Annotated in this window: 16 protein-coding genes and 1 other annotated feature; of the genes, 15 read left to right on the plus strand and 1 reads right to left on the minus strand. The window is 30.3% G+C overall.

Annotated elements, in window-relative coordinates; all coding sequences use genetic code 11:
- The first annotated feature begins 11 nt into the window (after positions 1-11).
- Genes HMPREF9131_RS04055 through HMPREF9131_RS04065 form a run of 3 tightly spaced genes read left to right on the plus strand, consistent with a single transcriptional unit; the run spans position 12 to position 2,584 of the window.
- Positions 12-896 (plus strand): class C sortase, encoded by an 885-nt coding sequence (locus tag HMPREF9131_RS04055; protein ID WP_009345597.1) that lies wholly within the window; start codon positions 12-14, stop codon positions 894-896.
- On the plus strand, positions 883-1,779 hold the full coding sequence (locus HMPREF9131_RS04060) for a class C sortase (protein WP_036744350.1): 897 nt from the start codon (positions 883-885) through the stop codon (positions 1,777-1,779). Before HMPREF9131_RS04055 ends, HMPREF9131_RS04060 begins: the two co-directional genes overlap by 14 nt.
- Entirely contained in the window at positions 1,769-2,584 is an 816-nt protein-coding gene (locus HMPREF9131_RS04065) for a class C sortase (protein WP_036744363.1), read from the plus strand. Before HMPREF9131_RS04060 ends, HMPREF9131_RS04065 begins: the two co-directional genes overlap by 11 nt.
- Before the next feature lie 200 nt (positions 2,585-2,784).
- Here the strand turns inward: HMPREF9131_RS04065 and HMPREF9131_RS04070 are convergent, their stop codons facing one another.
- Positions 2,785-3,330: a tryptophan transporter gene (locus HMPREF9131_RS04070; RefSeq protein WP_009345504.1), complete on the minus strand. Its 546-nt coding sequence runs from the start codon at positions 3,328-3,330 to the stop codon at positions 2,785-2,787.
- A gap of 83 nt (positions 3,331-3,413) precedes the next feature.
- Positions 3,414-3,641 (minus strand) — a binding site (T-box leader).
- A gap of 564 nt (positions 3,642-4,205) precedes the next feature.
- Here HMPREF9131_RS04070 and HMPREF9131_RS08880 point away from each other — a divergent pair.
- The 12 genes from HMPREF9131_RS08880 to HMPREF9131_RS04120 all read left to right on the plus strand — a co-directional run bounded on the left by HMPREF9131_RS08880 (position 4,206) and on the right by HMPREF9131_RS04120 (position 16,620).
- Positions 4,206-4,436 (plus strand): lantibiotic dehydratase, encoded by a 231-nt coding sequence (locus HMPREF9131_RS08880; RefSeq protein ID WP_009345567.1) that lies wholly within the window; start codon positions 4,206-4,208, stop codon positions 4,434-4,436.
- Positions 4,430-4,654 carry a lantibiotic dehydratase gene (locus tag HMPREF9131_RS08950; protein WP_156780671.1) on the plus strand — a complete coding sequence of 75 codons (225 nt, stop codon included), beginning with the start codon at positions 4,430-4,432 and terminating at the stop codon, positions 4,652-4,654. Before HMPREF9131_RS08880 ends, HMPREF9131_RS08950 begins: the two co-directional genes overlap by 7 nt.
- Positions 4,655-4,757: 103 nt before the next feature.
- Positions 4,758-7,094, plus strand: a complete 2,337-nt coding sequence (locus HMPREF9131_RS08885; protein ID WP_083794620.1) for a lantibiotic dehydratase — start codon at positions 4,758-4,760, stop codon at positions 7,092-7,094.
- Between the two features lie 13 nt (positions 7,095-7,107).
- Positions 7,108-8,223 (plus strand): CPBP family intramembrane glutamic endopeptidase, encoded by a 1,116-nt coding sequence (locus HMPREF9131_RS04085; protein WP_009345592.1) that lies wholly within the window; start codon positions 7,108-7,110, stop codon positions 8,221-8,223.
- 245 nt (positions 8,224-8,468) lie between these two features.
- Entirely contained in the window at positions 8,469-8,630 is a 162-nt protein-coding gene (locus tag HMPREF9131_RS08360) for a hypothetical protein (RefSeq protein WP_009345626.1), read from the plus strand.
- A 235-nt stretch (positions 8,631-8,865) separates the two neighbouring features.
- A complete protein-coding gene (locus HMPREF9131_RS04090; RefSeq protein WP_009345529.1) occupies positions 8,866-10,074 on the plus strand; it encodes a CPBP family intramembrane glutamic endopeptidase in 1,209 nt (402 codons plus the stop codon).
- Positions 10,075-10,845: 771 nt separating this feature from the next.
- The gene (gene alaS, locus HMPREF9131_RS04095; RefSeq protein WP_009345617.1) at positions 10,846-13,470 is read left to right on the plus strand and encodes an alanine--tRNA ligase; all 2,625 of its coding nucleotides are present in this window, start codon (positions 10,846-10,848) and stop codon (positions 13,468-13,470) included.
- Between the two features lie 46 nt (positions 13,471-13,516).
- Complete coding sequence (locus tag HMPREF9131_RS04100; RefSeq protein WP_009345551.1) at positions 13,517-13,774, plus strand: IreB family regulatory phosphoprotein; 258 nt, start codon at positions 13,517-13,519, stop codon at positions 13,772-13,774.
- 58 nt (positions 13,775-13,832) lie between these two features.
- Entirely contained in the window at positions 13,833-14,276 is a 444-nt protein-coding gene (gene ruvX / locus HMPREF9131_RS04105; protein WP_004825457.1) for a Holliday junction resolvase RuvX, read from the plus strand.
- The gene (locus tag HMPREF9131_RS04110) at positions 14,254-14,499 is read left to right on the plus strand and encodes a DUF1292 domain-containing protein (RefSeq protein ID WP_004825628.1); all 246 of its coding nucleotides are present in this window, start codon (positions 14,254-14,256) and stop codon (positions 14,497-14,499) included. The genes ruvX and HMPREF9131_RS04110 overlap by 23 nt, the downstream gene beginning before the upstream one ends.
- A gap of 8 nt (positions 14,500-14,507) precedes the next feature.
- Positions 14,508-14,975, plus strand: coding sequence for a Fur family transcriptional regulator (locus HMPREF9131_RS04115; RefSeq protein ID WP_004825476.1), 468 nt, complete (start codon positions 14,508-14,510; stop codon positions 14,973-14,975).
- Positions 14,959-16,620 carry a ribonuclease J gene (locus HMPREF9131_RS04120; RefSeq protein WP_009345557.1) on the plus strand — a complete coding sequence of 554 codons (1,662 nt, stop codon included), beginning with the start codon at positions 14,959-14,961 and terminating at the stop codon, positions 16,618-16,620. The genes HMPREF9131_RS04115 and HMPREF9131_RS04120 overlap by 17 nt, the downstream gene beginning before the upstream one ends.
- The last annotated feature ends 103 nt before the right edge of the window (positions 16,621-16,723 follow it).

Raw genomic sequence — 16,723 nt, forward strand, 5'->3', positions numbered from 1 at the left:
GGAGAGAAACTTTGAAGAAAAAGAAAAGAACATGGCCTTTTAAATTGATTTTTGTTTTGGGATTTTTAATTTTAATTTACCCTCAAGTTTCAAGGATTTATTACAGAGTGGAATCAACACAAGAGGTTTCAAACTTTGATAAGGAAAAGGAAAATTTAACAGACGAAGAAGTAAAGAGAAGAATAGATTTGGCACAGGCTTTTAACGATTCTTTGGTGAATCAAGTTACAGAGGACCCTTATGCTAAAAAAAGGCATGACAAGGGCAGGGCTGAGTATGCTAGAATGTTAGAATTACATGAGCAGATAGGGCACATTCAAATTCCATCTATTGATGTTAATATCCCCATCAGGGCAGGTACATCGGAAGAGGTTTTGCAAACATCTGCAGGTCATTTGGAGGGGACGAGTCTGCCTATAGGAGGAAATTCCAGTCATACCGTCATAACAGCTCATTCAGGGCTTCCTACTGCAAAACTTTTTTCTGATCTCAGAAAGGTTAAGCTGGGAGATAGGTTTTATATTCACAATTTAAAAGAAACTATTGTTTATGAAGTTGACCAAATTCTTACAGTTTTGCCAGATGATTTTTCCAACCTTTTAATTGTGCCTGGACATGACTATGCAACTCTTTTAACTTGTACTCCTATCATGATAAACTCACACAGGCTCTTGGTAAGAGGTCATAGAGTTCCATACAGTGAATCTATTGACGATAATTTTATTTTATCCAGTCAAAGGGAATTCATGTACAAGTATATGTTTATAGGAATAGTTTTCTTTATAGTTCTGATGTTGATATTAATAAGGTATTATAGGAAAAAGTCTAACTTGCTACTTAAAGAGATAATAGCGTTGGAGAAGGCAGAAGATGAGGTGTATCATGGGAAAAACTGAAATTAAGAAAAAAAGAATATGGCCCTTTATTCTCTTGTTTATTTTAGGATTTTTGATTATGATGTATCCTTTGGTTAGTCAATATTACTATAAAATTGAAGCAGGCAATGAAGTTATGGAATTTCAGGATAAGACTAAGGAGTTGGATAAGAACGAAATTTTAAGGAGAATGAATTTGGCTGAGGGTTATAATTCTTCTCTAGACCCTTCTAAACTTGCCGATCCCTATACTGAAAAGGAGAAGGCAGGTAGAGCTGAATATGCCAGAATGATTGAAGTGGCTGAAAAAATCGGATTTGTTGAGATACCGAAGATTGATGAAGTCTTACCTATCTATGCAGGTACAGGAGAAAATGTTTTGCAAAAGGGTGTAGGCCATTTGGAAGGTACTAGCCTTCCTATAGGAGGATTAAGTACCCACACTGTCTTAACTGCTCATAGAGGGCTACCCACGGCAAAACTTTTTAGAGATTTGGATAAGTTGAAACTCAAAGATGTGTTTTATATTCATAATATTGAAACGGTACTTGCTTATGAAGTGGATCAGATTCTTACTGTAGAACCTTCGGATTTTGAAAAAGTTTTGGTAGTTGAAGGACAGGATTACGCTACTCTTTTGACTTGTACACCCTATATGATTAATTCCCACAGGTTATTGGTGCGCGGGCATAGGATTGACTATGTACCACCTGTAAAGGAAGAGTCCAAAACCCTTAATTTTGTTAACTTAAATTATAAAGATGCATTAACCTTTGCTTTTCCTCTTGCAGTTTTGGTATTTATTTTTATGATATACTTCAATAATGACTACAGAAAGAAAAAAAAGAAACTTAAAAAGCTTAATTATTTTAAAAAATTTAAGGACAGATATCATGAAGAATAGAAGAATTGTTTTTGGTTATATTTTAATCATCATAGGGATACTATTACCACTATACGGATTTTTTGGACTAAGTAGGGGGATAGTTCTTGACAAAAGAGAGTATAGAAAGTTTATGGCAAGTGAAGTTGACCCGAAATTGGAAGATAAAATGGAAGGATATAATAATTCTATTGGAAAAGAAAGTGTTATTGTAGACCCATTTGCCACCGAAGAGTATACTTCAAACTATTCTTTTATGGAAGATCCCGATGCTATTTTCTGTTACTTGAAGATTCCAAAGCTTGACCTTGTTCAGCCTGTGTATATGGATGCATCTAATAAGCATATGGCGATGGGAGTGGCTCATATTGAGGGAACGGACTTACCTGGAGTGAAAAAGGGGATTCGTTCGGTAATAGCGGGACACAGAGGCTATTATGATGCTATAATGTTTTTACACTTGGATGAGCTTTTTGAGGGAGATAAAATTTATCTAGAATGGCAGGATAGGACCTTGGAGTATAAAGTAACATCAAAGGAAATTATAAGCCCATGGGAATGGGATAAACTAGATCCGGTGGAGAGTAAAAATATTTTGACTCTTTTAACCTGTGATCCGCTTTTGCCACCAAGACCAAAAAGACTTCTTGTTAATGCGGAACTTTTGGAAAAAGAGAAAGAAGCTGATCTTATAACAGATGATACTAAAGTATCTCCTAATGTAAAAAAACTCAACAATTCTATATTATTTATTACAGGGGTTCTTGTCATTTCTTTGTGCATAAGTTTAGTCAAGTTTGCAATTTATTTGAGAAAAAGTAAATAGATTTATTATGTCGACATTTTGGAAATTATATCAAATACATGAAGGCTCGTTAATTCGAGTCTTTCTTTTTGTGTGGAAGTCAATATATGTATTATAATAAAAATAAAGTAAAAAAGGCTATAAGCATTGAGCCTATAGTCTTAGTTTTATATCTAAAAAATTTATTAAATTTATTTAAAAATAGTTTTAAGTGTTTTATTTCATCTTGTCTTTTTCATTAATTGAATTATTTTTACCATAAGTGTTCCGAAAACTACATTTGCACAGGCTGTAGGGAATACTACGGCAACAAACATTGGTATTAATCCGCCTTGGAATATTTGTATTACTTCTGATAAACCTAACAGTCTTCCCATCAGTAGACACACTGTTAAAAATACACTTCCTGAAAACATAGTTCCTAAGAAAAATAGTATGCCATAATGATAGAATTTTAATTCCCCTCTTTTTTGCAAAGCTCTAAGAAATATACCAAAAACAATTGTTGTTAAAGCTTTATCTACTAAATTAGGTATTTGCCCAGCAGGAAATCCTGTTGTCATTGCAGTTATTATTCCTGCTACAATTCCTATAACAGCCATTTCCTTATTGGTGTTTGTAAGTATGAGAGATACAAACATACAAGCCAGCATAAAATCTGGTTTAATTCCCAATGAAGGTATAATTGTGTGTAGGACTGTTCCCAAAGCCATAAGAATTGCACTTGTCACTAATACTTTTGTTGAAGATTTACTTGTTGTCATCATAATTTTCTCCTATCTTATTTATAAATTAGTAAAAATTTGATTTAAGATTTAACGAAGGCAATAAAAAAACCATTTACTCCTAATATAGGAGCAAATGGTGAATTCGCGGTGCCATCCTATTTCTATAAAAATATAGACCTCTTTCAGATACATTCATATCCTATCTCTGTAACGGGAGAAACCCGTCTCGGCTACTATAATTCGCCTTGCACTCATAGACCCATTCACTAAAAGCATCATAACAATTTTCACCAACCATTGTCTCTCTAAAAATCAACTTAAAGCTACTATTTTCTAATCAACATTTTTTACTTACATACATTTTACCTTATTATTTCAAAATGTCAATATATTTTTATGAGAAATTAATTTTTTTAACTGTTTAAGTCCCCTTATTGGAAAAAAATTCTTATAAAAAATATTGACAAAAAAATATAGAGGTGTATATTGGACTTGATAATTTATTAGTGTACTGTTATGTATAAAAAATTATTATTTCCAAGTATATAATTTTGCATCTGATTTTTTAGATGATGCCTATATAATTATTCAAAAAGGTAAGTACATTCGGATTAAGTTATGATAAAAGGTTTTCAAAAATATTAAAAATATAATGGATCATTAAAAACATTTTATTCTTAGCAAGAGATAGACTAAAAATTTAATAAATGATTAAATAGCAAATAATATTTATAAAACAATTTCAAAAAAAATATTTATTATTTATAAAAAAAGAGGGATTTATATGACTTACTTATGCCATGATATATTTATGATCAGAACACCAGCACTCCCACTAAGTGTAGCTGAAAATTTATATACTGTAGATAAAAAAGAAGTATGGAATTATAAAAAAATTAGGTCTTGATGAGTATATGCTTGAGGCACTTTATATATCTAGTCCATCTTTATATCATGCAATTTTAAAAATAGGACAAGATGATAAAAAAGATCAAGCAACTTTTATAAGCCTTTATAAATATCTAATACGTGCTTCTTCTAGAACGACTTCTTTTGGGTTAATGGCGAATGTAGCTTTAGGTAGTTTTTCTTCTGATGACAAATCTTGCATTGAAAAGTTAAATAGTCCAGATAAAAAATATTAGTTAGTTATTCTTGGATATATAAATTAGTAGATGAACTTCAAAGAGATCAGAATGTATTAGATAGAATTTCTGTTGTATGGAATAAAAGCACCTATGTTACATCTAGTAGAATTCGAAATCCTAATTTTGTTAATCAGGGTGTAAATAGATTAAATGAACACAAAAATACAAGTATAAGATTTACAAAACTTATTCAAATTATAAAGATAATACTGTGAGTTTTGAAAAATACTCTAAATTGATAGGTATTGTTGATAACTATTATAAAAACGTTCCCAGAGAAAAAATCATTGATACAATAAATCTATTAATTGAAAAGGAATACTTACAGAGCTTAGGATTCCAGCGTATTGTGAAAATCCTATTTTATATATACTTTCAGTTTTGAAAAAAAATAATTTAAACGAAGAATTGCAAGCTAAATTATTAGAAATTATCAATGAAATTAAAAACTATGAAAAGTTTGGGGGAGGGATAAATTTTCTTAAAAAAATAACTAATATTATGAAGAAAATTTATAAGAATGAATTATATTTAAATGTGAATACTGGTATGAATTTGAAAAGTTGTGAACTTCCTATTTCAATAAAAAACAAACTGGAAAATTTTGTCGAAGTAATTAGAAGTTTTAGTGTAGAATCAAGAACATTTTCGTCACTTAAAGATTTTAAGAATAGATTTCAAGAAGAATATGGGACAGGTGTAGAAGTTCCACTTATTCAACTTTTAGATCCTGCTGGTTTTAACGGGTTGTCATACTATTTAGAAAATCAATACAATCCAAGTTCTCAAGACACAAAAATAACAAATATAGTAGATAATAAAGTGCAAGAAGCTTTATTTAATGGAGAAAAAAGAGTTTATCTTTATAAAGATGATTTTAAAAATCTTGTATTAAATGAACAAGCTAACTTTTCGAAATCTTTTGATATGAACATAATGATTTATAAAGATTATGAAATTAAAATGAAAATAGGTGCGAATTTTGGTGCTAATGAAGCAGGGAAATCTTTCCAACGTTTTTCTGGAGTTTTTAAAGAAGATAAATTTAAGAAATATAATAAAATATATGAATATGCAAAAGGTGATGATTATTTATATGTAGATTTAATAGAAATACCAAGTAAGGGAAGATTCACAAATCTTTTAAATAGTCAAAGAAATTACCCTTATACTTTAGCACTTAGTATGCCCTTCAATAACAACTCAGAGTATATACTTCTGGCTGATTTAGTATGCGGAATGACAGAAAACAATAGAATGTATCTTAAATCTATTTCAAAAAACAAATTATGCAAAATGATAACGGATAAAATGCTTAATCCACAGATAAATAGTAAGTTATTTAATTTAATTAAAGATATATCAAATGATGAAAATGAGTTAGGAATTGTAAATAGATTGGCACTTTTATCAATGAATAAATATACATATACTCCTGAAATATTTGTTGAAGATATAAAAATCTCATCTGAAAAATGGTTATTTAGAGAAAATCTATCAGATGAAATAAGTTACATGGATTTTGTAAATAGTTTTAAACAATTTTCTAAACGCTATAATTTACCAGAATATTTTTATATGTGTAAAAATGATAATCTATTACTCTTAAAAGCAAATAAAGATATTACTATGGAAATCCTTTATAAGGAATATAAAAAAACAAGAATTTTGGAATTATCTGCTATAGAGGCTGATCTGTTTAATAATAAAATTGCTAGAGATATATATGGAAATTCTTACGCATTAGAATGTATATTTTCATTTTATAGTACAGAAAAAAATTATAAAAATAAAGATAAGATTGAACAAATTACCCTTAAAGAAAATATAGGTATTCAAAATAAAAATAGGATACTAGCACCATTTGAAGATGGTTGGGTATATTTAAAAATATATACTCCAGAAGAAATGGAGAACGATTTTTCAATCATGTTAGAGAATGAAAAAAGAAAACTATTTATTGATAAATTCTTTTTTATTAGATATTTTGATGAAACAGGTAGACATATCAGGTTAAGAATTAAGTATAAAAATGCAAAGCAAGCATTTGATAAATTCTCATATGTAAAAGACTGGCTTTCAAAAGTTAAGAATATTGATATTTTAAGAACTTATACAATTAATGAATATCATAGAGAGAATAATAGATATGGTGGAGCAGATTTAATAGAATTTATTGAAAATATATTTTTTGAAAATAGTGAGTTTGTAATTAGAACTATAGCTAATAATGACATGACTGATTCTAAAGTAGTTAAAAAAGTATATTTTTTAGTAGTATCCTATTTTTTAGGACAGTTAGTCAAAGATAAAAATGAAATGTATGAACTTCTTGATAAAGTAACAAATAAGAATAGTTATCGAAAAGAATACAAAGTGAAAAGGAAAGAATATATGAAAATTCTTGATGGCATTTTAGAAAGTGTTCAAAGAAGTAGCATAGTTGATAGTGCGATGTCCGAGCTTTCGAGTAAGAGAAATTTAACAAATGATATAAGCGATATTAGGTTAAGTTTAATTCATATGTGCTGTAACAGATTGAATGGCACAAGAGAATTTGAATCATACACATATGGAATATTAAGACACACTTTGTATGATTGCATACAAAGGGATAAAAAGTTGAAAATAATAAATTCGGAGCAGAGCGAATAATAAGGAGGAAATTATGAATAAATATGAAGATTTTGATCTAGATATGAAAGTTACAGGTGAAAAAATTATGGAAGATAAAATTGAATTTTCAGCAGATGGTAGAGATATATGTCGTTTTTTGACGGTAGTTTTTATTTTAACTCTGATTATAGGAATTGCTATAGCATATGGATATTATACAGGTTCAAATATACGGATGGCAGGTTATGTTATGATGTTGATACCGGCTTTATCCGTTATTCTTACTGTTAAGTGGGACAAAACAAAAGTATACCCTAAAAAAATATTTGATTTTTATCAAGTAACAGCATTTTTAATTTTTCTGTATGTGGTAATATCGATTTTTATGGGAATTGATTTACCTTCTGATTTAGGTATTGTCGGGTGGCTTTTCAATGGAGAATCACTTATTGGAAATATTTTTCCAATCATAGTAGGGCTAACAAATTTCTTTTTGATTTTTTTCATATACAAAGAAAACAAGATGGAAGAAAATAAAGAGTTAATGAAATTGTGGAAACTTTCCGATTTTAATTTCAAGAAAATAATACAATATACATGTTATTTCATTGTTCTGAAAAATATAATCATGATAGTTGTGGGAATTTTGTGCGGAAATATAGACTTTGTGTTGTATATACTTGACTATAAATTTTGGTTGGCAGAAATACTTGTGATACCGATGGTTTTTTTGTATGTACCTTTCTTTTTTGGTGAAGAGTACGGTTGGCGTTTTTTTCTTCAGCCTCGTTTGCAGAAAAAGTTTGGTAAAATAAAAGGTGTGATACTTCTTGGAGTGATATGGGGAATATGGCATTTACCACTGGTTTTATTTTATTATTCCACACCGGAAAATTTCTTTTATGCTGTTACACACCAAATTACAGGTTGTATTTTTCTAAGTATTGTTTTTGCATATTTTTATGAAAAATCAGGTAGTCTATGGTGTGTTGTATCATTTCATTCTATAAATAATGCAATTGCGGGCATTGTGGCTGTGAAGCAGGGTGGAATTCAAGATTTGTATTCCGGAGATTGGATGGATTTAGGAGTATCTTTCATAGTTTTTACATTTATAGCCATATTTTTTTTGAAAACAGATGTATTTACTGAGAAGAAGTTAAATTAAAAAGGAAAGATATTTAGTGAATAAAATGAGAGTGATAATTTATTACTTTTACGATTGAATAAAGATGTTTTACGTAAAAAAGCAGGAGTTTTGAAATTATCTGCTATAGAGGATGACTTATTTAGTAATAAAATGGATAGACATTACAGATGGTATACTAAAACATACTTTGTATGATTGCATACAAAGAGATAAAAAGGTGAAAATAATAATTTCGGAGCAGAAAAATTAAAAATGAGGAAGTCATGGGGAAATATGAAGATTTTGATCTTGATATGAAGGTTACAAGTGACACAGGGGATGAGACTATGGGCACAACAACTACAACAGTAACACTTTCTTTACTTGTTTGTCCAAGTGGTAGTTGTGTGGTATGTATTAGTGAAAAAAATTGTACAAACAATTGAACTAAAGGAAAATGTTCAGATGATTGTCCAACACCAACAAAAGATCACCCAGTAGGATCTTGTCATTTAAGAAATGGAAATGGTGTACAAATTAGATGTTAAATAGATTTTTTAGAATTATTATTTTGAATAACTTGGGATTAAAATAAGTGATAATTCTGCTTCGAATTATTATTTATATAGGGATGGATAAAACGTTTTTGATGGTATTTAGAAAATATACAAAGGATAGGATATGGATAAAAAATTATATTTGAATGAAGATGTTGGTGAGGAAAATAATTTTGTTCAAGATCAATGCATTCAAGATACATCGAATTACCTTATAGTAACACCTGAAGAAAATCCTGATACAGATCAGTGTAGCAAGTTTTGTCAAATTTTTATGAGGAGTGTTCAAGAAATTGATGATGTAGTGCTTTTTCTTATGATACTATCTATTATGGTACTTCTTTTGACTTGTGCAGCAGCATATTTTAAACTCATGGGGCAATATTTTCAAATTAATCCTACTCAGACTCTGACTCCAGCTATGGCGGCTATGATTACAATTAAACTAAAATATAAAAATTATCCACAAAGTAGTTTTCATTTCTACATAATCTGTGGTGCTATTATAATCGGTTTAGTTTGTTTGGGAATCATCTATAGTGTCTATGCAGAGCTATTTATTGATCTTTCAGTAGTCATTTTTTTAATGCTATTATTTAATGAGAATAAAAAAGTTGCTGAAAAATGGGGGTTACGAGGAGGAAATTTCAAAAAAACATTAAAATGGTTGTTTCTTTATATGATTTTAATATTGATTGTATCTACGGTTACATTTTTGAGTGCTTACTTACTTTATTCTTATACGGACCTTTTCAAGACCGTCTACTATCAAGGTAAATATATTAGTGTTGATGTGCTATTAAAAACATTGACAGAGGACAGTTCCATTTCTAGACCTGGATTTGTATATATATTGATGCCGATTTTTGGTTTTTGTACATTATTTGGGGAAGAGTATGGTTGGAGATTTTTTTTGCAACCAAGATTACAAAAGAAATTTGGGAAAATAGGTGGAGTGGTTTTACTTGGAGTCATTTGGGCAATATGGCATTTTAATAATGAGTATTTTATGGTGATGCCGGAGATTATCAAATCTTTCGGATATACATTCGAATTCTATTTTCTATTTGTATGTACGCTTAGAATCATAACAGAAATATTTTATGCAATCTGGTTTGCATATTTTTATGAAAAATCACACAGTATATGGTGTATGGTATTGATTCATGGTTTGCATACTGTGATGTCTGCATGGGGGTTATTTGTCATTGCTTTTGGATATAAAGGATTAGCTGTTCAAACGATTATACTACTCCTTATATCAATTCCATTCTTGAGATCTAGCGTATTTAGAGAAAATAAAAGCGGTCATTTGGAGACCTTGAAAAATTGAGTTTACTTAGTTTTGAAAATATTATTATGTATCATAAAAAGTAAAAATATGGGATAAAATTATAAGAACTCTGTTTCATGGCGTAATGTTGGAGATTATAAATACTACAAATTAAAGAAATACGCAAAGCAAACCCTCTTTGTCTACTTCTATAGCGAGAAAATAAAATGTAAAATTTTTTAAATAGCGATTTATATGTTCTATATAGATCTTTCTACTTGAAAAATCTGATGTTACTGTCTTTCTTCACTGGAGAGTTTATGTTTCTTGGAAGATTTGATTAGTATCGCACTGTTATTGTGATAATGACTTATCCTTTATGTAGATAAGGCAGATAAGATTGTTATTTTAAAAGATGGTGTGATTAGTGGAGTTGGAACTCATAATGAGCTGATAAAAAATTCTGAGGAGTATAGTGAATTATATAAAATGAGTGTAGAATAATAAGCATAAATATAGAAATAATGAAAAATAGGGTGATTATTTACATAAGAATAGACACATAAGAGAAGTCAAGCATTAAAAGGTTATATTAAATTCCCATCTTTGATAGTTAAATAAAAACATAAATACGCAAGCTTTTTATTTAGCTTTACATGCTGGTGTGAAAAGTTTTGCCTATCAGTCCATCCTTATAGGATGTGGCTGATATTTTTTTGTATAAATAATATCATATTTTTAGGGATTTAATCCTTTAAATTGACTTTTTTTTTCAAAAACTTTATAATTATTTATAATTATTGTTTGCTACTCTTTAGAGGAGTTTTTTAGATGAGGTGTGGAATGAAAAATTTGGGCTTACATGAAATTAGAAAAGAATTCCTTAGTTTTTTTGAAAAGAAGGGACATAAAGTCCTTCCTAGCTTTTCATTAATTCCTAAGAATGATAAATCACTTTTATTAATTGGTGCGGGTATGGCGCCAATGAAGAAATTTTTTACAGGAGAAGCCACTCCTCCTGGTAAAAGAGTAACCACTTGCCAAAAGTGTATTAGGACTGGGGATATTGATAATGTTGGAAAAACGGACCGACATGCAACTTTTTTTGAAATGCTCGGCAACTTTTCCTTTGGAGATTATTTTAAAAAAGAAGTAATTCCTTGGGCTTATGAATTTTTAACAGTAAATTTAGAAATTAACAAAGATGATTTATGGGTTACTGTATATAAAGATGATGATGAAGCTTTTAATATTTGGAAAAATGATATAGGTATTGCTGAAGATAGAATTATTCGCTTAGGTAAGGAAGATAATTTTTGGGAACTTGAAGTCGGTCCGTCTGGTCCTTGTACTGAAATTTATGTCGATAGAGGACTTAAGTACGGCTCTATTGATGAAAGACCTGGTGGTGAAGGCGACAGATTTATAGAAGTATGGAATCTTGTTTTCACTCAATTTGATAAGGATGAAAAGGGAAATTATACTCCGCTTTCTCACCCTAATATTGATACAGGTATGGGTCTTGAAAGAATTGCTACAGTTTTACAAGGGACTAATAATATTTTTGAAATTGACGCAATAACTGAAATTATCAATGAAATCGAAAAGATTTCAGGCTATAAATATGGAACTGATAAAAAACTTGATGTTTCCACAAGGGTTATAACAGACCATATAAGGGCTATAACTTTTTTAGTTGGTGATACTGTAAGACCATCTAATGAAGGAAGAGGATATGTTTTACGTCGTCTTATCAGAAGAGCTGCTCGTCACGGTAGGCTTTTAGGAATTAAAAAAACTTTCCTATATGAACTTTGTGATTTCATTATTAAATCTTGGGGAGAAAATTATAAAGAACTTGTAGAAAATAGCCAAAGAATTAAAGATGTAATAAAGGGTGAAGAAGAAAAATTCCAAATGACCATTGAATCTGGTATGAACATTTTAGATTCATATATCGAAAAATTAAAATCTTCAAATGAAAAGATTTTAAGCGGAGAAGATTCCTTTAAACTTTATGACACTTATGGTTTTCCACCAGATTTAACTAAAGAAATATTAACTGAAAAGGGCTTTGAAATGGACATGGATGGTTTCAACGACTACATGGATAAACAAAAGAAAAGAGCTAGAAATGCCCATAAAGATACTAATATTGGTTGGGATTCCCATACAGACGAAAGTGTTTTTACAAAATTTAAAAATGAATTTGTTGGATATGAAGAAGATAAGTGTCAAGCAAATATTATTGGAATTTTTAAAGATTATACTGAAGTTCAAAATATTGGACCAGAAGAAAAGGCAGTTTTGATTTTAGATAAAACTCCTTTCTATGGAGAAGGTGGCGGTCAAGTCGGTGATACCGGTTATATTGATGGCGATGATTTCAAGTGTAGGGTAATCGATACTAAAAAAACAAGAGAAGGCTTGCACCTTCATATTGTTGAAGTTTTAGATGGAGAAGTTACTAAGGGTCCATGCTTTGCAGAAATTGATGTTGTAAGAAGAAATAATATTAGAAGAAATCACTCTGTAACACATCTTCTTCACAAAGCTTTGAAGGAAATTTTAGGTGATCATGTTAATCAAGCAGGATCTCTTGTTGAAGCTGATAGACTACGCTTTGACTTTACTCATTATCAAGCTATGAGCCAAGAAGAAATAAAAAAAGTTGAAGAGAGGGTCAACCAAAAAATATTTGAAGCTCTCAGCGTAACAACTACAGTTACTAATCCAAAACACGCACAAGAACTTGGTGCTGTTGGGCTTTTTGAAGAAAAATATGGAGATATAGTTAGAGTTCTTTCCATGGGAGATTATTCAATAGAACTATGTGGTGGAACTCATGTTAGAAACACTTCTGAAATTTCTATGTTTAAGATTTTATCAGAAAGTGGTGTTTCTAGTGGTGTAAGAAGAATTGAAGGTGTTACTGGTCCTGCTGTTTATAAAATGCTTAATGACACTCTTAATTTGAGAGATGAAATAGCACATGAATTAAAGGCTAATAAGACTGATATTTTACAAAAAATAAGCTCTAGCTTAAATGAAATCAAAAAACTTAACAAAGCCATTGATAGTTTAAAACATTCTTCAGATAAGGATGAACTTTCTAATATTTTGGATGAAGTTAAAGAAAAGAATGGAATTAATTATCTAACACATAAATTTAAAGATAAAGATGTTAATTCTTTAAGAGATATAGCGGATATGGTTAGAAACAAGTTAAATTCTGTTGTAGTTTTATTAGCAACTGAAAATGACGGAAAACTAAATTTTGTTTGTGCACTTTCAAAAGATTTAGTTTCTAATGGTTATTCTGCGGGTAAGATTATAAAAGAAGTATCTAAAGTTTGCGGAGGCGGCGGAGGCGGTAGAGCCGATATGGCTACAGCCGGTGGTCGTGATTTAGGAAAGGTTTCTGAAGCCTTAAAAACTTTAGAAGGTCTAATTTAGTATACAATTATAATTTATTTATGATATAATTTACTTGGAGGTAGTTATGGATCAAAAGGATACGAATACTCAAGTATTTGAAAAGCAAAAATTGGAAAGGTCAAGAATTAAGGAAGTTTTAAAGACAGTTTTTAATGCTTTGGAAGAAAAAGGCTATAACCCAGTTGATCAGATTATTGGATATATATTGTCTGGTGATCCCACATATATAACCAGCCATGACAATGCAAGGTCCATAATTCAAGATATTGAGCGTGATGAGCTTTTAAAAGAAATGTTAAAAGTTTATTTAGAAAGGATATGAGATGGTTTTGCCATCTCATATTTACATATTTAATATGTACCTATAAGGTTGTGATCTAATGAATAGAGTTTTAGGCTTAGATGTTGGAGAAAAGTGGATAGGGGTAGCGATTAGTGATGAAACTTTTACTATAGCAACACCTTTAGAAACTATTGAAAGAACATCGAATAAAGAAGCGTATGACAAGATTCATGATTTAATTGAAAAATATGATGTTAAGAAAATAGTGGTAGGTCTTCCAAAAAATATGAATAATACTCTCGGTCCTACTTGTCAGATGGTTCAAAAATTTTCAGAAAAATTAAAAAATAAATTCAGGTTAGAACTTGTTTATGTTGATGAAAGAATGACGACACTTATGGCTAAGGATGTATTAATGGAAGCTTCAGTGAGAAGAGAAAATCGAAAAAAATATGTTGATAAGATAGCGGCAGCTTTTATTCTTAAAACGTATATGGATTCTTCAGATGGGGGTAATGATGGAAAAAACAGTATTTTATGATGAAAAAGGCAGAGCTTGTGAATTTATTATTGATGCGAAATTTTCGATTGATAATACCTCATATGTTGCCATGCACCCTGCTGAAGATGAAGATTCTTATACCTATATTTTAAAAGTTTTTACTGATAAAAATGGAGAAGAAGCTCTTAAGGGTATAGATGATGAAGAATTAGAAGAGGCATCAAAAGTTTATGAAGAACTTTTGAACGAGAATTTACAATAGGTGATAGTATGGAATTAAATGCACTTAAGGTTAAGGATATTTTAAAAGAACACGGTTATAAGTACACATGGCAAAGGGATACAGTTTTTAAAGTTTTTGTAGACCATGTTAAGGATCACTTAACAACAGAAGAAGTTTATAAATTCATATCAAAAGATAATCCTGAAATTGGTATTGCTACAGTATATAGGACTTTACAATTATTTCATAAATTAGGAATACTTGACCAAATTACCTTTGAGGATAATATTGTAAGGTATGAATTAAGACTTTCATCAACCGGTCATAGGCACCATCATCTTATTTGTTTGAATTGTGGAAAAATTACTGAAGTTAATGTTGATAAATTAGAAGCAATTGAAAATGAAATTACAACAAAATACAAATTTAAAATCATAGATCACTCTCTTAAATTTATAGGTTATTGCGAAGACTGCCAAAAGAAATTAGGAGATGTAGATGAAAAACAGCAATAAGCTAAAGATAATTCCTTTAGGGGGATTACATGAAATAGGAAAGAATATGACTGTAATTGAGTACAGAGATGATATTATTATTGTCGATTGCGGTATGACCTTTCCTGAAGATGAGATGTTAGGAATAGATGTGGTTATTCCTGATGTAACTTATCTTGTAGAAAATAAAAATAGAATAAGAGGACTTGTTTTGACACATGGTCATGAAGATCATATTGGAGCTATTCCTTATGTTGTCAAAAAGTTAGATATGGATATATATGGAACGCCTCTTACAATTGGATTGTTAGAAAATAAATATAAAGAACACAATTTATCTAAAAAAAGATTGCATGTAGTTAATGCAGGCGATACTGTTAAACTTGGGAAAATGGAAGTCGAATGGATAAGAGTTAATCACTCAATTCCTGATTCTACAGCCCTTGCCATAAAGACACCTCTTGGTTATGTATATCACAGTGGAGATTTTAAAATAGATATGACACCTATTTCAGGAAAGCCCATAGATTTGGCGAGAATTTCTGAAATTGGTAGAAAAGGTGTTGTAGCTATGATTGGGGAATCTACTAATGTTTTGCGTGAAGGTTACACAATGAGTGAATCAAAAGTTGGAGAAACTTTCAACCGTCTATTCATGCAATTAACAGAAAATAGGATTATAATTGCAACTTTTGCATCAAATGTCCACAGAGTCCAACAAATAATTAATTCTGCTGAAAAATATGGAAGAAGAGTTGTACTTTCCGGTAGGTCAATGGTTAATGTTACAGAAACTGCCGTTAGGCTTGGCCAGTTGAAGGTTAAAAAGGGAACTCTTGTAGATATTAGAGATATGAGTAAGTATGATGATTCAGAACTTGTCCTTATAACTACAGGTTCTCAAGGCGAACCCATGAGTGCCTTGACAAGAATTGCCTATGGTGAACATAGAAAGATTAGACTCACACCAAATGATGCGATCATTCTTTCAGCTAATCCAATTCCTGGAAATGAAACCGATGTGTCAAAAGTTATAAATAGGCTTCTTGAAAGCGGAGCTGAAGTTATTTATGAAACACTTTCAGAAATTCACGTTTCAGGCCATGCTTGCCAAGAAGAACTAAAACTTATTTTAAATTTAGTTAATCCTAAATATTTTATACCTGCCCACGGGGAAGTAAGACATCAAATGAAGCACTCTGAAATAGCTGAACAGATGGGGATAAAACCTGAGAATATTTTTATTATGGAAAATGGTAACTGTTTAGAAATAGGTCAAGATGGAGCAAAATTAGTTGGTGATGTTCCAAGTGGTAATGTCTTAGTCGATGGTTTAGGCATAGGCGATGTAGGAAATATTGTTCTAAGAGATAGAAAACACTTGGCTGAAGATGGACTTGTAATTGTAGTTGTATCTATATCAAGCAGCGGAGAAATAATTTCAGGACCTGATATTATTTCAAGAGGTTTCGTTTATGTTAGAGAATCAGGTGATCTAATCGAGGATTCAAAGTCTGTAGTTAAAAAAGTTTTAGATAGCTCAACAAAGAAACAGTTAAAAGATTGGACTACTTTAAAAACTGAAATAAGAGAAGAACTAAAATCTTTTATATTCCAGGCTACAAAAAGAAATCCTATGATATTGCCAATAATTATGGAAGTTTAAGGAATCATTAGATTCCTTTTTTTAAAGGTCTTGTCCTTAAAAAAACTTATCTTTAGGGCTTAAGCTTTATAAATTTTTCATAATGCATAGATTAATGCTAAAT

It is taken from the genome of Peptoniphilus sp. oral taxon 836 str. F0141 (assembly GCF_000179335.1).
GTDB lineage: Bacteria > Bacillota > Clostridia > Tissierellales > Peptoniphilaceae > Peptoniphilus_A > Peptoniphilus_A lacrimalis.

Bases quoted from the DNA above. Each gene is read 5' to 3' on its own strand.
- HMPREF9131_RS04065 (WP_036744363.1), top strand. From the start codon at position 1,769: ATGAAGAATAGAAGAATTGTTTTTGGTTATATTTTAATCATCATAGGG.
- HMPREF9131_RS08880 (WP_009345567.1), top strand. From the start codon at position 4,206: ATGCTTGAGGCACTTTATATATCTAGTCCATCTTTATATCATGCAATT.
- ruvX (WP_004825457.1), top strand. From the start codon at position 13,833: ATGAATAGAGTTTTAGGCTTAGATGTTGGAGAAAAGTGGATAGGGGTA.
- HMPREF9131_RS04070 (WP_009345504.1), bottom strand. From the start codon at position 3,330: ATGATGACAACAAGTAAATCTTCAACAAAAGTATTAGTGACAAGTGCA.
- alaS (WP_009345617.1), top strand. From the start codon at position 10,846: ATGAGGTGTGGAATGAAAAATTTGGGCTTACATGAAATTAGAAAAGAA.
- HMPREF9131_RS04120 (WP_009345557.1), top strand. From the start codon at position 14,959: ATGAAAAACAGCAATAAGCTAAAGATAATTCCTTTAGGGGGATTACAT.
- HMPREF9131_RS04090 (WP_009345529.1), top strand. From the start codon at position 8,866: ATGGATAAAAAATTATATTTGAATGAAGATGTTGGTGAGGAAAATAAT.
- HMPREF9131_RS04110 (WP_004825628.1), top strand. From the start codon at position 14,254: ATGGAAAAAACAGTATTTTATGATGAAAAAGGCAGAGCTTGTGAATTT.
- HMPREF9131_RS04085 (WP_009345592.1), top strand. From the start codon at position 7,108: ATGAATAAATATGAAGATTTTGATCTAGATATGAAAGTTACAGGTGAA.
- HMPREF9131_RS04115 (WP_004825476.1), top strand. From the start codon at position 14,508: ATGGAATTAAATGCACTTAAGGTTAAGGATATTTTAAAAGAACACGGT.
- HMPREF9131_RS08360 (WP_009345626.1), top strand. From the start codon at position 8,469: ATGGGGAAATATGAAGATTTTGATCTTGATATGAAGGTTACAAGTGAC.
- HMPREF9131_RS04100 (WP_009345551.1), top strand. From the start codon at position 13,517: ATGGATCAAAAGGATACGAATACTCAAGTATTTGAAAAGCAAAAATTG.
- HMPREF9131_RS04060 (WP_036744350.1), top strand. From the start codon at position 883: ATGGGAAAAACTGAAATTAAGAAAAAAAGAATATGGCCCTTTATTCTC.